The organism is Streptomyces sp. NPDC050856 (assembly GCF_040653855.1).
Taxonomy (GTDB): domain Bacteria; phylum Actinomycetota; class Actinomycetes; order Streptomycetales; family Streptomycetaceae; genus Streptomyces.
Map to the genome: position 1 here is coordinate 46508 of NZ_JBFAGV010000026.1, position 16674 is coordinate 63181.

18 protein-coding genes and 1 pseudogene are annotated in these 16674 nt (G+C 71.5%); 14 read left to right on the forward strand and 5 right to left on the reverse strand.

The window, feature by feature from the left end; translation table 11 throughout:
• Window positions 1-32: 32 nt before the first annotated feature.
• The 3 genes from AB0H53_RS21955 to mqnP are packed head-to-tail and all read left to right on the forward strand — an operon-like array spanning window position 33 to window position 2889.
• On the forward strand, window positions 33-1484 hold the full coding sequence (locus AB0H53_RS21955; protein ID WP_362115809.1) for a menaquinone biosynthesis decarboxylase: 1452 nt from the start codon (window positions 33-35) through the stop codon (window positions 1482-1484).
• Window positions 1481-1969, forward strand: a complete 489-nt coding sequence (locus AB0H53_RS21960) for a hypothetical protein (protein ID WP_362115812.1) — start codon at window positions 1481-1483, stop codon at window positions 1967-1969. Before AB0H53_RS21955 ends, AB0H53_RS21960 begins: the two co-directional genes overlap by 4 nt.
• A complete protein-coding gene (gene mqnP, locus AB0H53_RS21965; protein WP_362115913.1) occupies window positions 1969-2889 on the forward strand; it encodes a menaquinone biosynthesis prenyltransferase MqnP in 921 nt (306 codons plus the stop codon). The genes AB0H53_RS21960 and mqnP overlap by 1 nt, the downstream gene beginning before the upstream one ends.
• Here the strand turns inward: mqnP and AB0H53_RS21970 are convergent.
• Window positions 2879-3499, reverse strand: coding sequence for a rhomboid family intramembrane serine protease (locus tag AB0H53_RS21970; protein ID WP_362115815.1), 621 nt, complete (start codon window positions 3497-3499; stop codon window positions 2879-2881). The genes mqnP and AB0H53_RS21970 overlap by 11 nt on opposite strands.
• A 97-nt stretch (window positions 3500-3596) precedes the next feature.
• Here AB0H53_RS21970 and AB0H53_RS21975 point away from each other — a divergent pair, with 97 nt between their 5' ends.
• From AB0H53_RS21975 to AB0H53_RS22005, 7 genes are all read left to right on the forward strand, one after another.
• Window positions 3597-4286 (forward strand): UbiX family flavin prenyltransferase, encoded by a 690-nt coding sequence (locus AB0H53_RS21975; RefSeq protein ID WP_362115818.1) that lies wholly within the window; start codon window positions 3597-3599, stop codon window positions 4284-4286.
• Between the two features lie 180 nt (window positions 4287-4466).
• Window positions 4467-4922, forward strand: a complete 456-nt coding sequence (locus tag AB0H53_RS21980) for an Lrp/AsnC family transcriptional regulator (RefSeq protein WP_362115821.1) — start codon at window positions 4467-4469, stop codon at window positions 4920-4922.
• 89 nt (window positions 4923-5011) lie between these two features.
• Window positions 5012-6175, forward strand: a complete 1164-nt coding sequence (mqnE, locus tag AB0H53_RS21985) for an aminofutalosine synthase MqnE (protein WP_362115824.1) — start codon at window positions 5012-5014, stop codon at window positions 6173-6175.
• 317 nt (window positions 6176-6492) lie between these two features.
• Window positions 6493-6747, forward strand: coding sequence for a DUF4229 domain-containing protein (locus tag AB0H53_RS21990; protein ID WP_362115916.1), 255 nt, complete (start codon window positions 6493-6495; stop codon window positions 6745-6747).
• 477 nt (window positions 6748-7224) lie between these two features.
• Window positions 7225-8571 carry a dicarboxylate/amino acid:cation symporter gene (locus AB0H53_RS21995; protein ID WP_362115827.1) on the forward strand — a complete coding sequence of 449 codons (1347 nt, stop codon included), beginning with the start codon at window positions 7225-7227 and terminating at the stop codon, window positions 8569-8571.
• Between the two features lie 153 nt (window positions 8572-8724).
• A complete protein-coding gene (locus tag AB0H53_RS22000) occupies window positions 8725-9348 on the forward strand; it encodes a TetR/AcrR family transcriptional regulator (protein WP_362115919.1) in 624 nt (207 codons plus the stop codon).
• 294 nt (window positions 9349-9642) lie between these two features.
• Entirely contained in the window at window positions 9643-10929 is a 1287-nt protein-coding gene (locus AB0H53_RS22005; protein ID WP_362115830.1) for a GAF domain-containing SpoIIE family protein phosphatase, read from the forward strand.
• 61 nt (window positions 10930-10990) lie between these two features.
• Here the strand turns inward: AB0H53_RS22005 and AB0H53_RS22010 are convergent, their stop codons facing one another.
• A complete protein-coding gene (locus AB0H53_RS22010) occupies window positions 10991-11236 on the reverse strand; it encodes an acyl carrier protein (protein WP_362115833.1) in 246 nt (81 codons plus the stop codon).
• Between the two features lie 149 nt (window positions 11237-11385).
• Here AB0H53_RS22010 and AB0H53_RS22015 point away from each other — a divergent pair, with 149 nt between their 5' ends.
• A complete protein-coding gene (locus AB0H53_RS22015) occupies window positions 11386-11658 on the forward strand; it encodes a hypothetical protein (RefSeq protein WP_362115836.1) in 273 nt (90 codons plus the stop codon).
• Window positions 11659-11732: 74 nt separating this feature from the next.
• Here the strand turns inward: AB0H53_RS22015 and AB0H53_RS22020 are convergent.
• Both AB0H53_RS22020 and AB0H53_RS22025 read right to left on the reverse strand, forming a co-directional pair.
• Window positions 11733-12138, reverse strand: a pseudogene (locus tag AB0H53_RS22020) (DUF1992 domain-containing protein).
• A 110-nt stretch (window positions 12139-12248) separates the two neighbouring features.
• Complete coding sequence (locus AB0H53_RS22025; RefSeq protein ID WP_003967102.1) at window positions 12249-12452, reverse strand: cold-shock protein; 204 nt, start codon at window positions 12450-12452, stop codon at window positions 12249-12251.
• Between the two features lie 260 nt (window positions 12453-12712).
• Between AB0H53_RS22025 and AB0H53_RS22030 the strand changes: the two genes are divergently transcribed.
• Window positions 12713-13582: a menaquinone biosynthesis protein gene (locus tag AB0H53_RS22030; protein WP_362115841.1), complete on the forward strand. Its 870-nt coding sequence runs from the start codon at window positions 12713-12715 to the stop codon at window positions 13580-13582.
• Between the two features lie 18 nt (window positions 13583-13600).
• Here the strand turns inward: AB0H53_RS22030 and AB0H53_RS22035 are convergent, their stop codons facing one another.
• On the reverse strand, window positions 13601-14641 hold the full coding sequence (locus AB0H53_RS22035) for an alpha/beta hydrolase-fold protein (protein WP_362115844.1): 1041 nt from the start codon (window positions 14639-14641) through the stop codon (window positions 13601-13603).
• A gap of 214 nt (window positions 14642-14855) precedes the next feature.
• Between AB0H53_RS22035 and mqnC the strand changes: the two genes are divergently transcribed.
• Together mqnC and AB0H53_RS22045 are read left to right on the forward strand one after the other, a co-directional pair.
• Window positions 14856-16055, forward strand: a complete 1200-nt coding sequence (gene mqnC, locus AB0H53_RS22040) for a cyclic dehypoxanthinyl futalosine synthase (protein ID WP_362115847.1) — start codon at window positions 14856-14858, stop codon at window positions 16053-16055.
• A gap of 7 nt (window positions 16056-16062) precedes the next feature.
• Window positions 16063-16662: a hypothetical protein gene (locus AB0H53_RS22045; RefSeq protein WP_362115850.1), complete on the forward strand. Its 600-nt coding sequence runs from the start codon at window positions 16063-16065 to the stop codon at window positions 16660-16662.
• Window positions 16663-16674: the final 12 nt, after the last annotated feature.

Here is a 16674-nt window from a genome sequence, read left to right on the forward strand (position 1 = left end):
TCCAGCGTAGCCGGTGGCGGATACTTGGCCCCATGGCTTACGACGATCTCCGCTCGCTCCTCCGGGCCCTCGACCGCGAAGGCGACCTCAAGCGCATCAAGGCCGAAGTCGACCCCCACCTGGAGGTCGGGGAGATCGTGGACCGGGTGCAGAAGTCCGGCGGGCCCGCGCTCCTCTTCGAGAACGTCAAGGGCTCGGCGATGCCGCTGGCGATGAACGTCTTCGGGACGGACCGGCGGCTGCTCAAGGCGCTCGGCCTCACCTCGTACGACGAGATCAGCGACAAGATCGGCGGACTGCTCAGGCCGGAGCTGCCCAGCGGCTTCATCGGGGTCCGGGAGGCGTTCGGCAAGCTCGGCGCGATGACCCACGTACCGCCGAAGAAGGTCAAGGACGCGCCCGTGCAGGAGGTCGTGCTGCGCGGGGACGAGGTGGACCTGGAGCGGCTCCCGGCGCTGTTCACCTGGCCCAAGGACGGCGGCTCCTTCTTCAACCTCGGGCTGACGCACACCAAGCACCCCGAGAACGGCATCCGCAACCTCGGCCTCTACCGCCTCCAGCGCCACGACAAGCGCACCATCGGTATGCACTGGCAGATCCACAAGGACAGCCGCAACCACTACCAGGTGGCCGCCAGGCGGGGTGAGCGGCTGCCGGTCGCCATCGCCTTCGGCGCCCCGCCGGCCGTCACGTACGCCTCCACGGCGCCGCTGCCGGAGGACATCGACGAGTACCTGTTCGCGGGCTTCCTCCAGGGCAAGCGGATCGAGATGGTCGACTGCAAGACGGTGCCGCTCCAGGTCCCGGCGCATGCGGAGGTGGTGCTGGAGGGCTGGCTGGAGCCCGGCGAGATGCTGCCGGAGGGGCCGTTCGGCGACCACACCGGCTTCTACACGCCGCAGGAGCCGTTCCCGGCGCTGACCATCGACTGTGTGACGATGCGCCGCCGCCCGGTGCTCCAGTCCATCGTGGTGGGCCGCCCGCCCACCGAGGACGGGCCGCTGGGGCGGGCGACCGAACGCTTCTTCCTGCCGCTGCTGAAGATCATCGTCCCGGACATCGTGGACTACCACCTGCCGGAGTCCGGCGGCTTCCACAACTGCGCGATCGTCTCCATCGAGAAGAAGTACCCGAAGCACGCCCAGAAGGTCATGCACGCCATCTGGGGCGCGCACATGATGTCGCTGACCAAGCTGATCGTGATCGTCGACGCCGACTGCGACGTCCGCAACATGCACGAGGTCTCCTGGCGGGCCCTGGGCAACACCGACTACACCCGCGACCTCACCGTGGTCGAGGGCCCCGTCGACCACCTCGACCATGCCTCCTACCAGCAGTTCTGGGGCGGCAAGGCGGGCATCGACGCGACCAGGAAGTGGCTTGAGGAGGGTTACACCCGGGACGGCGGCTGGCCCGACATGGTCGAGTCGGACCCGGCGACGGCGGCGCTGGTGGACCGGCGCTGGAAGGAGTACGGCCTGTGAGCCCCGTCGCCGTGGGCGGCCCGGCCCTCTTCATCGGCACCGGCACCGCCTACGTGGCCCTGGTGCGCCCCGAACTCGACCCGGCCGACCCGGGCGTCCGGCTGGCCGCGGAGCGGGCGGGCGTCGCGCCCGAGGAGTTCGCCGGGCCCGGGGACACCTGGGCGGTCCTCTTCGAGGACGACGGCGGGGGCGACGGCTTCGAGCTGCCCGGCCTGCGCGACTCCGAGGCCGCCGGCTTCGCGGAGCGGCTGCGCGCCGAGCTGGCCGCGGCTCGGACGCCCGGCGGCACACCGGAGCCGTTCGGCGTCGACGGCGGCAGCGTGCTGAGCCTCGACGCCCGCCCGGCCGGCGGGGACGCGTACACCTTCGCGGCGCGCCTCACCCCGCCCGGCGACGAGCCGGCGGAGCTGACCGTGGAGACGGGACCGGTGTCCGCCGCCGACCTGCTGGCCGACCTCGACGCGTTCCTCGGGAGCCTCGCATGATGACGACCGCCGACGGGGTGGTGGAGCCGGGGCCCGCGCCGAAGGGCCGCGGTGGGGTGCGGGCCTTCCTGCGGCTGGTGATGATCGAGCACTCGGTCTTCGCGCTGCCCTTCGCCTACATCGCGTCCCTGACCGCGATGTTCCAGGCCGACCGGAGCGTCCACTGGGTCGAACTGCTGCTGGTCACCGTCGCGATGGTCGGCCTGCGGACGTTCGCCATGGCCTGCAACCGGATCATCGACCGGGAGATCGACGCCCGCAACCCGCGCACCGCCGGCCGCGAACTGGTCACCGGCGCGGTGTCGGTGCGTTCGGCGTGGACCGGGGCGCTGGTGGCCCTGGCCGCCTTCCTGGGCGCCGCGGCGCTGCTGAACCCGCTGTGCCTGGCGCTCGCGCCCATCGCCGTCGTACCGATGGTGGTCTATCCGTACGGCAAGCGGTTCACCCACTTCCCGCACGCCATCCTCGGCCTGGCCCAGGCGATGGGCCCGGTCGGGGCGTGGATCGCGGTGACCGGCGCGTGGTCGTGGGACGCGGTGATACTGGGCCTGGCGGTCGGGGTCTGGATCGGTGGTTTCGACCTGATCTTCGCCTGCCAGGACGTCCAAGCCGACCGCGCCCACGGGGTGCTGTCGGTGCCGGCCCGCTTCGGGGTGCCGGCCGCGCTGCACGGCGCGCGGGGCTGCCACGTGGTGACCACCGGGCTGCTGGTCTGGTACGCGCTGGCCACCGGGGCCGGGGCGTTCTTCTGGGCCGGACTCGCCCTCGTCGCGGTGGCGTTCGTCTACGAGCACACCATCGTGCGCCCGCACGACCTGTCGCGGCTGAACCGGGCGTTCTTCACCACCAACGGGTTCATCGGCATCTCGCTCTTCGGGTGCGCGCTGGCCGACCTCCTGGCGCGCGGCCTCACGGTGTGAGGGGCGCCGCCCCGCGGGTGGGGCGGCGGCGGAAGACGAACGCCGCCGCCACGCCCGCCACCAGGCCGAAGAGGTGTCCCTGCCAGCTCACCCCGGTGCTCGTCGGGGATATGCCCAGCAGGACCGTGCCGCCCCAGACGGCGCCGATGGCCAGGCCGACGGCGATGTCCAGCGGCTTGAGGTCCACCCAGCCGCGGACCACCAGGTAGCCGAAGAGGCCGAAGACCAGGCCGGAGGCGCCCGCGGTGTTGCTGTACGCGGGGGAGACCAGCCAGACGCCCAGTCCGTCGGCGACCACGATCAGCGCGGCGACGGCCAGGAAGCGGCGTGTTCCGCCCAGCGCGGCGAGGAAGCCGAAGACCAGCAGCGGCACGCTGTTCGACGCGACGTGCCCGAAGCCGAAGTGCAGGAAGGCCGCCGGCACGATGTCGCGCAGCTCCACCGGGTCGCGCGGGGTGATCCCGTACGCGTCCAGGGCGTGGCCGCTCGCCAGGTCCACGGCCTCCAGCGCCCACAGCAGGGCCACCCACACCAGCATCAGACCCGCGGCGGCCCGGACCCGCCGGGCGCCGCTCCGCCCGGCCGCGCCGCCACCCGCCGTTCCCCTCATCGCAGCCCCCGCTGTCCTCGTGCGTCTTCCGCCCCCCGGAAACGTCCCGGGCACCTTACCCAGTTCCGCACCCGGCGGGCCGGATAGGCTCAGCGGCGTGGAACCGGTACAAGCGCAGCGTCGTCCGTGGGTCGTCGGGGTGTCGGGGGCGTCGGGAACCCCGTACGCCGCCGCGGTGCTGCGCGGGCTGCTCGCCGCCGGTGAGAGCGTCGACCTGGTGGTGTCCCGGGCGTCGCGGCTGACCCTGCTGGACGAGACCGGGATCGCCTTCCGGGACGCGCACTGGCGCGCCGACCTGCGCGCCTGGCTGGCCCGGGGCGCGGACGGCAGGCCCGGCGCGTTCGAGGTGACCGACGCCGGCCTGGCGGCGGTACGGCACTGGGCGGCTGGTGACCTGGCCGCCGGACCGTCCTCGGGGTCGTACCCGGTCAAGGGGATGCTGATCGTGCCCGCGTCGACGGCCTGCGTGGCGGGGGTGGCGCTGGGGCTGTCGAAGGACCTGTTGCAGCGGGCGGCGAGCGTCACGCTCAAGGAACGGCGCCCGCTGGTGGTCGCGGTGCGGGAGACCCCGCTGAGCGGCCAGACGCTGAAGCAGCTGGTGGCGCTGGACGAAGCGGGTGCGGTGGTGTTGCCGGCCTCTCCGGCGTTCTACGCGGGGGCGACGCACATCCAGGACCTGGTGGACTTCGTCGCGGGCCGGGTGCTGGACGCGGCGGGAGTGCCGCACCGGCTGTACCGCCGGTGGAAGGGGGAGCTGGGTGGCGGTGCCGCCTCGCAGGGCGACTGACGCGCGCGGCTCCCGCGACGCGACCGGTGCGCGCCCTCCCTGGCGTGGCGCGGGCGGTTGAGCCCCGTCTCCGGGAAGATCGTCCCTGAATGACCAAGAATCGCAGGGTATTGGCCCTGCCTGCCTTAATTTCTATACTAAAACTCGCGGTATTGCTGGATTACGGAAGGCTTCAGGCATATGGACGCCGTGGACAGGCAGCTCATCCAGGCTCTGCGGGAGAACGGCAGGGCCTCGTACGCCGAGCTCGGCCGGCTCGTCGGGCTCTCCGGGCCCTCCGTCACCGACCGCATCAACCGCCTGGAGGCGGCGGGCGTCATCACCGGCTACCGGGCGACCGTCGACGCCGCCTCACTGGGCCTGGGTGTCACAGCGCTGATCGGCATCTCCCTCTCCGACGCCGCCGACCACGAGGACGTGGCGCGCCGGCTGAAGGACCTCGCCGAGATCGAGGACTGCTGGTTCATCGCCGGAGACGACTCCTTCATGCTCAAGGTGCGGGCCAACGACGTGGACGGCCTGGAGAAGACGATCCGCCGGCTGTCCGGCACCAAGGGCGTCTCCCGTACCCGGACCACGATCGTGCTCTCCACCAAGTGGGAGAACCGGGTCGGCGACCTGCCCGAGGAGTCCTGACCCGGAGCGCCGTGGGGCTCCCCCCGGCCGTCGAGCAGGGGGGAGTACGGTGGTGGAGCCCGATTGACACACGTATGGGAGGCGGCCGGATGGACGCGGGGCTCAAGCGCGAGCTGGAGGAGAAGGTCCGGGCCGGTGAGCGGCTGACCCGCGAGGACGGCATCGCCCTCTACGAGTCGGACGACCTGGCGTGGCTCGGCGGCCTGGCCCACGAGGTGCGGACGCGCAAGAACGGCGACGTCGTCCACTTCAACGTCAACCGGCACCTCAACATGACCAACGTGTGCACCGCGTCGTGCGCGTACTGCTCCTTCCAGCGCAAGCCGGGCGAGAAGGACGCGTACACCATGCGCATCGAGGAGGCCGTCCGCCTCGCCAAGGCGATGGAGAACGACAACCTCACCGAGCTGCACATCGTCAACGGGCTCCACCCCAACCTGCCGTGGCGCTACTACCCGCGTTCGCTGAGCGAGCTGAAGAAGGCGCTGCCGAACGTCTCGCTGAAGGCGTTCACGGCCACCGAGATCCACCACTTCGAGACGATCTCCGGCATGTCCGCGTCCGACATCCTGGACGAGTTGATCGGGGCCGGTCTGGAGTCGCTGACCGGCGGCGGCGCGGAGATCTTCGACTGGGAGGTCCGGCAGCACATCGTCGACCACCGCACCCACTGGGAGGACTGGTCGCGCATCCACCGCCTCGCGCACGAGAAGGGTCTCAAGACCCCGTGCACCATGCTGTACGGGCACATCGAGGAGCCCCGCCACCGGGTGGACCACGTGCTGCGGCTGCGTGAGCTCCAGGACGAGACCGGTGGTTTCCAGGTCTTCATCCCGCTGCGCTACCAGCACGACTTCGTGGACATGCGGGACGGCAAGATCCGCAACCGCCTCCAGGCCCGCACCACCATGGCGACCGGCGCCGAGGCGCTGAAGACCTTCGCCGTCTCCCGGCTGCTGTTCGACAACGTCCCGCACGTCAAGGTCTTCTGGGTGATGCACGGTGTGCAGACCGCCCAACTGGCGCTCCAGCACGGTGCCGACGACATGGACGGCTCGGTCGTGGAGTACAAGATCACGCACGACGCGGACAACTACGGCACGCCGAACAAGCTGAGCCGTGAGGACCTGCTGGAACTGATCCGGGACGCCGGCTTCCGGCCGGTGGAGCGCAACACCCGGTACGAGATCATCCGCGAGTACCCGGGCCCGGAGGCCGACCGCCGGGAGTCGCCGCAGCCGATGCGGGTCTGACCCGGGGACCCGGCTGCCGTCCGGGTCCGGCCCGGCCCGGACGGGCCGCCCGGTGGCCGTGGGCGAGCGTGCGGCGCGCCACCTCCGAGGACCGCGGCGAGCCCCCGGCACCGTGGAGCCGGTGCGCCGGGGCGCGGGCGCGGGCGCGGGCCCGCGGGTCACCGCGCGGGCACCGGACCGGGCGGCGCCGACCCCGTGAACTGATCCATTCGTCACGTGCTTCACTGGTCGGGCAGGATTTGTCGTACGGACGAGAAGGAAGAGGGCCCGCCGTGTCCGCTGCTGCCAGGACGAGCGCCACGATCCGGTACACCCTGATGCGCCTCGGTGTCTTCGCCGGCTGCTTCTTCGTGATCTGGGGCCTGGTGTACGCCGGTGTGCTCCCGCGCGGGCTCGGCGACTCCAACCTGCTGTGGGTCCTGCTGCTGTCCATCGTGATCTCGGCGCCGCTCAGCTTCGTCCTGCTGCGCGGGCAGCGCGACGCGATGTCCGCGCAGCTCGTCGAGAAGGTCGACCACGCCAAGGCGCGCCTGGAGGCCAACCGGTCCCAGGAGGACGGCGCCGTCCGGTGACACCCGCTGTCCGGTGACACCCGCTGTCCGTGACACCCGCCGTGCGGTGAACGCGCCGCGCCGGCACCCGGCGGCACGCGGGGGAGGCCGGCCCGCACCCTCGCCCCGCCGGTGCGCCCGCGCCGGGCCGCCCAGTGTCGTGGCTCACACCAACCTTTCACCCTAGCTCCGGAGTCCCGCTCCGGGCTGGGGTGTTGGCGTTTTTGGCGTGTTTCACCTTTGATTCGACCCAAAGAACGCCTTTGAGGTTCTCAAAGTACAAGTGTTAACGTGGCGGCCATGACGACAGCAGCGCATCTGAGTCACGCCATGAGCAGCCCGCTCGTGGCGCGCCTGCACGTCGATCTCTGCCGCTGTATGTCCGCGGTCTGTTGCCGCGAAGTCTGACCTCGGCACCATGCAGCGGCGCCGCCTCAGCACGAAGGCGCCGCACCCCTGTCCCGTATTCCGCTGATACGTCCTCACTGGAGTGTGTCCGTGTCGTCCGTGCCGTCCGCGTCCGAGCCTTCCCCGGCCAAGCGCGCCAACCGCATACCCAAGGTCCCCTTCTGGGCCCAGATCGTCGCCGGTCTCGTCCTCGGCGTCGTCCTCGGCTGGATCGCCCGCAGTCATGACGTGCAGTGGCTCTACACCACGCTCGACAAGATCGGGCACATCTTCGTCCAGCTCCTGAAGCTCGCCGTCGCCCCGCTGGTCTTCTTCGCGATCCTGGTGTCCATCACCAACCTGCGGAAGGTCAACAACGCTGCCCGGCTGGCCTCCCGCACCCTGCTGTGGTTCATGATCACCTCGCTGATCGCGGTCGCCATCGGCCTCGCGATCGGCCTGATCACCAACCCGGGCGCCGGCACCGGCCTGACCCCCAAGGACGGCAAGAAGCCCGAACACGCGGGCTCCTGGCTGGACTTCCTCACCGGCATCGTGCCGGAGGACGTCATCACGCCCTTCACCGAGCTGAACGTCCTCCAGATCGTCTTCATGGCCGCCGTCGCCGGTGTCGCCGCGCTGAAGCTGGGCGACAAGGCCCAGCCGATCCTGACCCTGAGCGAATCGGTCCTGGAACTGCTCCAGAAGGCTCTGTGGTGGGTCATCCGTCTCGCCCCGCTGGGCACCGTCGGACTCATCGGCTACGCCATCGCCGACTACGGCTGGGACCTGATCGGCAAGTACGCGACCTTCACCGCCGACGTCTACATCGGCTGCGCGCTGGTGCTGTTCGGGGTCTACCCGCTGTTGCTGGCGACCGTCGCCAAGGTCAGCCCGGTCCAGTTCTACAAGGGCGCCTGGCCCGCCATCCAGCTCGCGTTCGTCTCCCGCTCCTCGGTCGGCACCATGCCGGTCACCCAGAAGGTCACCGAGCGGCTCGGAGTGCCGAAGGAGTACGCCTCCTTCGCCGTTCCCTTCGGCGCCACCACGAAGATGGACGGGTGCGCCGCGATCTACCCGGCCCTCGCCGCCATCTTCATCGCCCAGATCTTCGACGTACAGCTCGGCGTCGGCGACTACCTGCTGATCGCGTTCGTGTCGGTGATCGGCTCGGCGGCCACGGCCGGCCTGACCGGCGCGACGGTCATGCTCACCCTGACCCTCTCCACGCTCGGCCTGCCGCTGGAGGGCGTGGGCCTGCTCATGGCGATCGACCCGATCCTGGACATGATGCGGACCGCCACGAACGTCGCCGGCCAGGCCCTGGTCCCGGTTGTCGTCGCCGCCCGCGAGAAGATCCTCGACCACGAGGCGTACAACTCCGCCTCGTCGTCCCCGGTGGACGAGTACGAGGCGCGTGACGCCGAGCGGAAGGTGTCGGTGCCCGTCGCGGCCTGATCCGTCGCCGCCCCTCCCGGGCTCCGCCTGTCCGTTTCCGTGCCCCCGGCTTCCCGCCGGGGGCACACGTGTTTGACCGGAGCCCTACGCTTGTCGGCTATCGGGAGGCAGGAGGCGGTGGCCGTGAAGAGCACGGGGACGAGGGCGAAGCGGATGCCGCGGGAGGTGCGCGAGCGGCAGATGCTGGACGCCGCCGTACGCACCTTCGGGCAGCGGGGCTACCGGGCGGCGTCCATGGACGAGATCGCCGAACTGGCGGGTGTCTCCAAACCGTTGGTCTACCTGTATCTGAGCTCCAAGGAGGAGCTCTTCGTCGCCTGCATCCGCCGGGAGGCCGTCGCGCTGGTCGCGGCGGTACGCGACGGTGTCGAGGGGGAGCCGGGGCGGTCGGCCGACCGGCAGCTGTGGGCCGGGCTCACGGCGTTCTTCACGCACACGGGCGAGCACCCGGACGGCTGGGCCATCCTGCACCGGCAGGCCCGCACGCACGGGGAGCCGTTCGCCGCCGAGGTCACGGCGATGCGGTCGGAGATCGTGGCCTTCGTGACCGAGCTGATCGCCGCGGCCGCACGCGAGGCCCACCGGGAGATCCCCTTCGCCGACCGGGATGTGGCCGGGCTCGCCCACGCGCTGGTGGGGGCGGCGGAGTCGCTGGCCGGATGGGCGAACGAGACACCCGGTGTGTCCGCGAATGAGGCGGCGGCGACGCTGATGAACTTCGCCTGGGCCGGACTCGGCAACCTCATGGACGGGCGCCGCTGGTCACCCGCCCGGTGAGGAACACCCGCCGCGGCCACGGCCCGGTGGGCGACGACGTCCGCCGCCGTCCCACCCGCCGGGCGGCCGCCGGCCCGCGAGAGGAATCCTGGCGCACGGCCGATGAGCACGGGGTCCGGGTCCGGTCGACACTCCGACAGCGCGGCAAGGCCGCCCCGGCCGAGCCGGCGGGCCCCGTCCCGATCGCCGGCGGGGGCGAGGACGTCATCCACCTGCGCCACCGGGTGCGGTGCACCCGGGCGACCCGACCGCCGCCGACGTGCGGTCGCGGGCCCCGGTGGCAACAGTGGCGGGGTGGAAGAATTCGATGTGGACGAGGTCCTCCAGCAGGCCCTGGACCGCCTGACCCTGCTGGCCGAGGCCACCTCCGCGCTGACCAGCACGCTGGACCTCATCAAGGGCCTGCGCCGGGTCTGCCGGATCGCCGTCCCCCGGCTGGGCGACTGGTGCGTGGTGGACCTGCTCGGCGAGCGGGACCGCCCCGAGCGGGTGTGCGTCACCCACCGGGACCCGGCCGCCCTGCCGGTCGGCAGGCTGGAGGGCGAGCTGCCCCCGCTGCCCGACCGCGACGGCGGACCGCTGGCCCGGGTACTGCGCGGGGCGGGGCCCCTGCTGCTGACCGAGTTCCCCTCCCGGGCCCGCGCCAGGAACGCCCTGAGCGCCCGGCAGCTCGAATTGTTCGAGCAGCTCGGCGCCGACACCGCCATCATCGCCCCGCTGCGCGCCCGCCGCCGGGTCCTCGGCGCCCTGACCGTGGCCCGCGTCACCGGCCACGCCGCCCTGGAGGAACAGGACCTCGCCCTGGTCGAGGACCTGGCCCACCGGATCGCCCTGGCCGTCGACAACGCCCGGCTGCACCAGGAGACCCAGCGCATCGCCGAGCGCCTCCAGCGCTCCCTGCTGCCCGACCTGCCCCACCACCTCGACCTGGCCGCCCGCTACAGCCCCTCCCGCACGACGGCCGAGGTCGGTGGCGACTGGTACGACAGCTTCCCGCTGCCCAACGGCAACACCACGCTGATCATCGGCGACGTCACCGGGCACGACCTGCGCTCGGCCGTCACCATGAGCCAGCTCCGCAACATGCTGCGCGGCATCGGCTGCGACCGGCAGGAACCGCCCGGCCACATCCTGCGCCGCCTCGACCTCGCCCACCACAACCTGTACGGCGGTGCCACCGCCAGCTGCATCTACGCCGTGCTCACCGGCCCCACGGCCGGCCCCTGGGCGCTGGACTACTCCAACGCCGGCCACCTGCCGCCGCTGCTCGTCACCCACGACGGCGACACCCGGTACCTGGAGGAGGGCCACGGCATACTGCTGGGGGTGGACCCCGAGCGCCTCCGGCCGCACGGCAAGGAACCCCTGCCCGCCCACAGCACCCTGCTGCTCTACACCGACGGCCTGATCGAACGGCGGGGCGAGTCGCTGGACCACGGTCTGACCCGGCTGCGCCAGCACGCCGCCGCGCTCGCCCGCGAGTCCGTGAACGTCTTCTGCGACGAGCTGCTGTCCGGCCTCGCCCACGACAGCACCGACGACGTGGCCCTCCTCGCCCTGCGCCTGCCGCCCGGACCGTGAACACGCGGCCGGCCCCCGCCCTCGGGTGAGGACGGGGGCCGGTCGGAGCAGGTCGGACGGCTCAGTCGTTGGCCGCCGGACCGGCGAGGTCCGTCCCGGACAGCTCGGCCAGGAACCTGTGACACTGGGCGGCCCGCTCGGAGTCCTGCTCCATCACCGAGCGGAAGAACTCGGCGATCTCCTTCTTGCCCGCGTTCTCCGCGTCGCGCACGTACTGGCCGTAGTCGTGTCCGGCCTTCAGTGAGTGGTACTGCACCGAAACGAGGTCGTACATCACGTCGCTGAAACCGGTCTCGCCAGTAGCCATGATCTTCCTCCTCTGCGGTGGGAAATGCCGCGATCTCTGTCAATCCGTATGCCAGGCGTGCGCGGTTTCACACGCACACGTCCAGAGGAATTCCATTGGTCCCGTCGCCCCGCTCGCGCCGGGGGAGCTCCGGCGGGACCATGGGACGCGTGGAATGGGCATCCTGGACGACAGCCGGAGTCTTCACAGGTCAGGGCGGTGTGCGGACGGCGGAGGCCGGCATCGTCACCGGCGAACTCACCGTGCACACCACCTGGGCCGATGGCCAGGCCCAGGTCGCCGTGCAGTTCAGCGGCGCGTCCGACTGGTTCACGATGGCGGGCAGCCCCACCCCGTGTCCCTCGGAGGCGGCCAGCCGCGACCTGCACGAGACGGTGGTCGAGGCGATAAGGGCCGGGCGGGGCGCCATGGTCCCGCCCTGAGCGGCCCCCCGGCCGGCACCGCCCACCGGGGCGCGCGCCCGACCCGACGAGGACCGGGGCGTCACTCCGGGGCGTCACTCCCCGGACGGCCGGGCCGGCCGTCCGGTCGCGGACCGCCACTCGCGGACCAGCGCCTCCGCGTCGAAGGGGGCGGGCCCGGCGGCGGCCGGCGGACCGCCCCGGCGATCTGCTCGTTGATCCCGGCGACGATCCGGCGCACCTGGGCCTCGGCGGCCACGCGGCCCACCGCCGCCAGGGCGTCCCCGGCCGCCTTGCGCAGGGCCAGGGCCGGCGGAAGCGCGGCCAGGCCCTGGCGGAGCATCTTGCCCTCGACCCACCACAGGTCGTCGTACGGGGCGGTGTCGTCGGGCAGCGGCTTTCCGAAGCCGGCGAGCCGTTCGAACGCCGCTCCTGCGCCTCGCGGATCTGCCTGTCGACGAACGCCTGGAAGCTGACGCCCGGCGGTTTCCGTTCGGTCATGCTCTCCGGCGTACGGAGAAAAGGCAGGAGCCCCTTCCGTACGCCCAGGTACGGAAGAGGCTCCTTGGTACTGCTACTGCTAAGTCGTGCGCGATCGCCGACCCGGGCAACTAGGCCGGGGTGACGTTCTCCGCCTGCGGGCCCTTCGGACCCTGCGTGACGTCGAAGTTCACGACCTGGTTCTCCTCGAGGGAGCGGAACCCGGACGCGTTGATCGCGGAGTAGTGAACGAAGACATCCGGGCCGCCGCCGTCCTGGGCGATGAAGCCGAAGCCCTTTTCAGCGTTGAACCACTTGACGGTTCCGGTAGCCATAAGCCCTCCTTGGGCCAAAGGGTTGCCCTGCTCCAGAACCTGCAAAGAAGCCTGAAAACTACAAAAGCCTGCGGGTTACATGCTCCGCAGGCTCTGTACTGCAAGGGAAACCAAACTGCAACTTGCGAAAAGCCTAGCACGCACGATCCGTCCAGCGGTAGAGGGAAAGATCACTTCACCCGGATGTTTGAACCGGCGCACCGGGGGCTGACGGCACACCCGCCCACCGGGCCGTTCCCGGCCGGGTCTAGCCTCACGATGTGGACAATTCAACCGATCGCCACCAGCAGCGCAGCCGGCCCCGGGTCGGGCACATCCAGTTCCTGAACTGCATGCCCCTCTACTGGGGGCTGGCCAGGACCGGCACGCTCCTGGACCTGGAGCTCACCAAGGACACCCCGGAGAAGCTGAGCGAGCGGCTGATCGCCGGGGACCTCGACATCGGCCCGGTGACCCTGGTGGAGTACCTGCGCCACGCCGACGAACTGGTCGCCTTCCCCGACCTCGCGGTCGGCTGCGACGGGCCGGTGATGTCCTGCGTGATCGTGTCCCAGCAGCCGCTGGAGCGGCTGGACGGAGCCCGGGTCGCCCTCGGCTCCACCTCCCGCACGTCCGTACGGCTGGCACAGCTGCTGCTCGCCGAGCGGTACGGAGTGACGCCCGAGTACTCCACCTGCCCGCCCGACCTCGGCCCGATGATGCGCGAGGCGGAGGCCGCGGTGCTGATCGGGGACGCCGCGCTGCGGGCCTCGCTGCACGACGCGCCCCGGCTGGGGCTCCAGGTGCACGACCTGGGGCGGATGTGGAAGGACTGGACCGGCCTGCCGTTCGTCTTCGCGGTCTGGGCGGTGCGCAAGGACTACCTGGCGCGCGAGCCGGAGCTGACCCGCCGGGTGCACGAGGCGTTCCTGGCCTCCCGCGACCTGTCGCTGGAGGAGGTCGGCAAGGTCGCCGAGCAGGCCGCCCGCTGGGAGTCCTTCGACGCGGAACTGCTGGAGCGCTACTTCACGACCCTGGACTTCCGCTTCGGCGCCGAGCAGCTCGCGGGCGTCCGGGAGTTCGCCCGCCGGACCGGGTCGACCACCGGCTTCCCGGTGGACGTGCGGATCGAGCTGCTCGGCACCCGCTGACCGCGCGGCGCGCGCCGGCTACGGGGCGGGGACGGGGGCCAGCATGTGCTCGCTGATCCACTGGATCGAGCCGTCCCCCATGCCCTTCACATAGGTCTTGGCGTTGTGCTCGCCGTCCCGGATGACCTGGAGGCGGGTCTTCACCGGCCCCTTGGTGTACGTCCTGATGAAGGACTTGACCTGGCCCAGGCCCGACTCGTTGGACCCGACCTGGAAGGCCAGGAAGACCTCGTCGTCCTTGCTGTCCGGCTTGGCGCCGAGGGCCTTGGCGAGCCTCTCGGGGTTGTTCGCCTGCCGCTGCGCCTCGTGCCCGGACCACAGCGGGGAGTCCGGCACGATGTCCGGGCCGGAGGCGATGACCGCCTTGAACTTGTCGGGGTGCTTCAGGACCGACTTCAGGCCGACGAAGCCGCCGGAGGACGAGCCCATGAAGGCCCAGCCGTCACGGGAGGCGAAGGTGCGGAAGTTGGCCCGGACGAAATCGGGCACGTCCTCCGCCATCCAGGTGCCCATCTTGGGCTGCCCCGGGATGTCGCTGCCGTCGTAGTAGTTCTCGTCGTCCGGGTTCAGCACCGGCATCACCACGATGAAGGGCAGGCTCCTGCCCTCCTTCGACCAGGCGCTGATGCTGCTCTGCAGCTTGAGGTCGGTGCCCATCCAGTAGTTCTTCGGATAGCCGTTGCCGCCGGGCAGCGCGATCAGCACCGGGAAGCCGCTGGCGGCGTACTTCGGGTCGAAGTACTGCGGCGGCGCCCAGACCCACACCTTGCCCGTGAACCCCGATTTCTGTCCGTGGAGCGTGGTCACACCGATCTTGGTGCCGTCGTCGATGGTGTTCTGGGTCCGGAACTCGGCCTTCGGGCCCGTCGGCATCCGGGTCAGGGCCGCGGCCCCGCTCCGCTTCCCGTCCTTGGGGGCGGCGGTGGGCGCGCTCGCCGCCGCGCTCGGGGCGTCGAAGGAGACCGGGTCGCCCTCACCGGAGCAGCCCGTGACCAGGACGAGGGAGCCGAGCGCGACGGTGGCTATGAGCGCCTTGAGCGCCTTGGGCCGACGTTTCATGGGGACACTCCGGGTGTACGGGGCAATCACGGCCTGCTAGACGGCGGAACCCGCCGGCCGGTTGGCCCGGCCGGCCCGGCAATCCCCGTGATCCACCGCACGCCGCCCCCGCCCCGCCCGTACCGCCCGTGCGCACAGGGGCCCGGACGGCGGCCGGGAGCGCTGGCGTAGGCTGGTTCGGTCCGTCCACAACCCTGCCGAAAGGGACCTACCGGTGACCGAGATGGCCGACCTCCAGTCCGTCCTCGACCGTGCCGCCGCAGGTGGGCGGATCACCCCCGAAGAGGCCCTCGACCTCTACCGGTCGGCCCCGCTGCACGCCCTGGGCGCCGCGGCCGACGCGGCACGGCGGCGGCGCTACGCCGGTACGGAGCACATCGCGACGTACATTATCGAGCGCAACATCAACTACACGAACGTCTGCGTGACGGCCTGCAAGTTCTGCGCCTTCTACGCGCCGCCCAAGGACACCGCCAAGGGCTGGACCCGCGACCTGGACGACATCCTGCGCCGCTGCGCCGAGACCGTCGAACTGGGCGGCACGCAGATCATGTTCCAGGGCGGGCACCACCCGGACTACGGCGTGGAGTACTACGAGCGGCACTTCGCGGCCATCAAGCGGGAGTTCCCCCAGCTGGTCATCCACTCCCTCGGCGCGTCCGAGGTCGAGCACATGGCCCGTATCTCGAAGGTCTCCGTCGAGGAGGCCGTCACCCGTATCCACGCCGCCGGACTGGACTCCTTCGCGGGCGCCGGCGCGGAGCTGCTGCCCGAGCGTCCGCGCAGGGCGATCGCGCCGCTGAAGGAGTCCGGCGAGCGGTGGCTGGAGATCATGGAGATCGCGCACGGCCTGGGCGTGGAGTCGACGTCCACCATGCTGATGGGCACGGGCGAGACCAACGCCGAGCGCATCGAGCACCTGCGGATGCTCCGCGACGTACAGGACCGCACGGGCGGCTTCCGCGCCTTCATCCCGTACACCTACCAGCCCGAGAACAACCACCTGAAGGGGCGCACGCAGGCCACCCTCTTCGAGTACCTGCGCATGATCGCCATCGCGCGGCTCTTCCTCGACAACGTCGCCCACATCCAGGGCTCCTGGCTGACCACCGGCAAGGAGGTCGGCCAGCTTTCGCTGCACTACGGCGCCGACGACCTGGGCTCGATCATGCTGGAGGAGAACGTGGTTTCCTCGGCGGGCGCCCGGCACCGCTCCAACCGCCTGGAGATCATCGACCTGATCCGCAAGGCGGACCGCGTCCCGGCGCAGCGCACCACGACGTACGAGCACATCCTGGTCCACGACGACCCGGCCGACGACCCGGTGGACGACCGCGTCGTCTCACACATCTCCTCCACCGCCATCGAGGGCGGCACGGCCCATCCCGAGCTGAAGCTGCTGAGCGCGAACTGACGCCGCCGTGCTGACGATCCACGTGGCCGGGGCGTCGCCCGAGGAGGCCGTCCTGGTCGACGGGGCAAGCGTCGCCGCCCTGGGCCCGTACGAGGACCTGGCAGCCGCCCGGCCGCAGGCGCGGGTGCGGTGGTGGCCCGGCATCCTCACGCCCGGGCTGCTCAACCCGTACGGACCCGAGCTGCTCGAAGGCATGTACCACCCGGACCCGCGCGAGGCCGCCGAGTTCGGCACCGAGCCGATCACCGGCGAGCGCGCGCGGGCGCTCTTCCGCGCCGACGAGTCCCGCCGGGGCGCCAGCGCGCGCCGCTGCGTGCAGCGGCTGCTGGCGCACGGAACGGTCGCCGTCGCCGGTGAACTGCGCACCCGGGCCGCCGTGGACGCGGTGCGCCGGGCCGGGCTCGTCGTCGGCCGCCGCCCGGCGGTCCTGCCGGGGCCCGCGTCCTTCTCGCCGGCGCCGCTCGTGCTGCTGCCGCGACTGGTCCCGGGCGGCCCCGCCCGTTTCGCCGTCTTCGACGTGCCGGACCGGGCCGGACTCGTCCGGCTCGGCCCCTCCACGTGCGTCGCGACCGTCGTCGGCGGGCGCCTGGTCCATCGCCGCCGGTGACCGGGGCGCCTG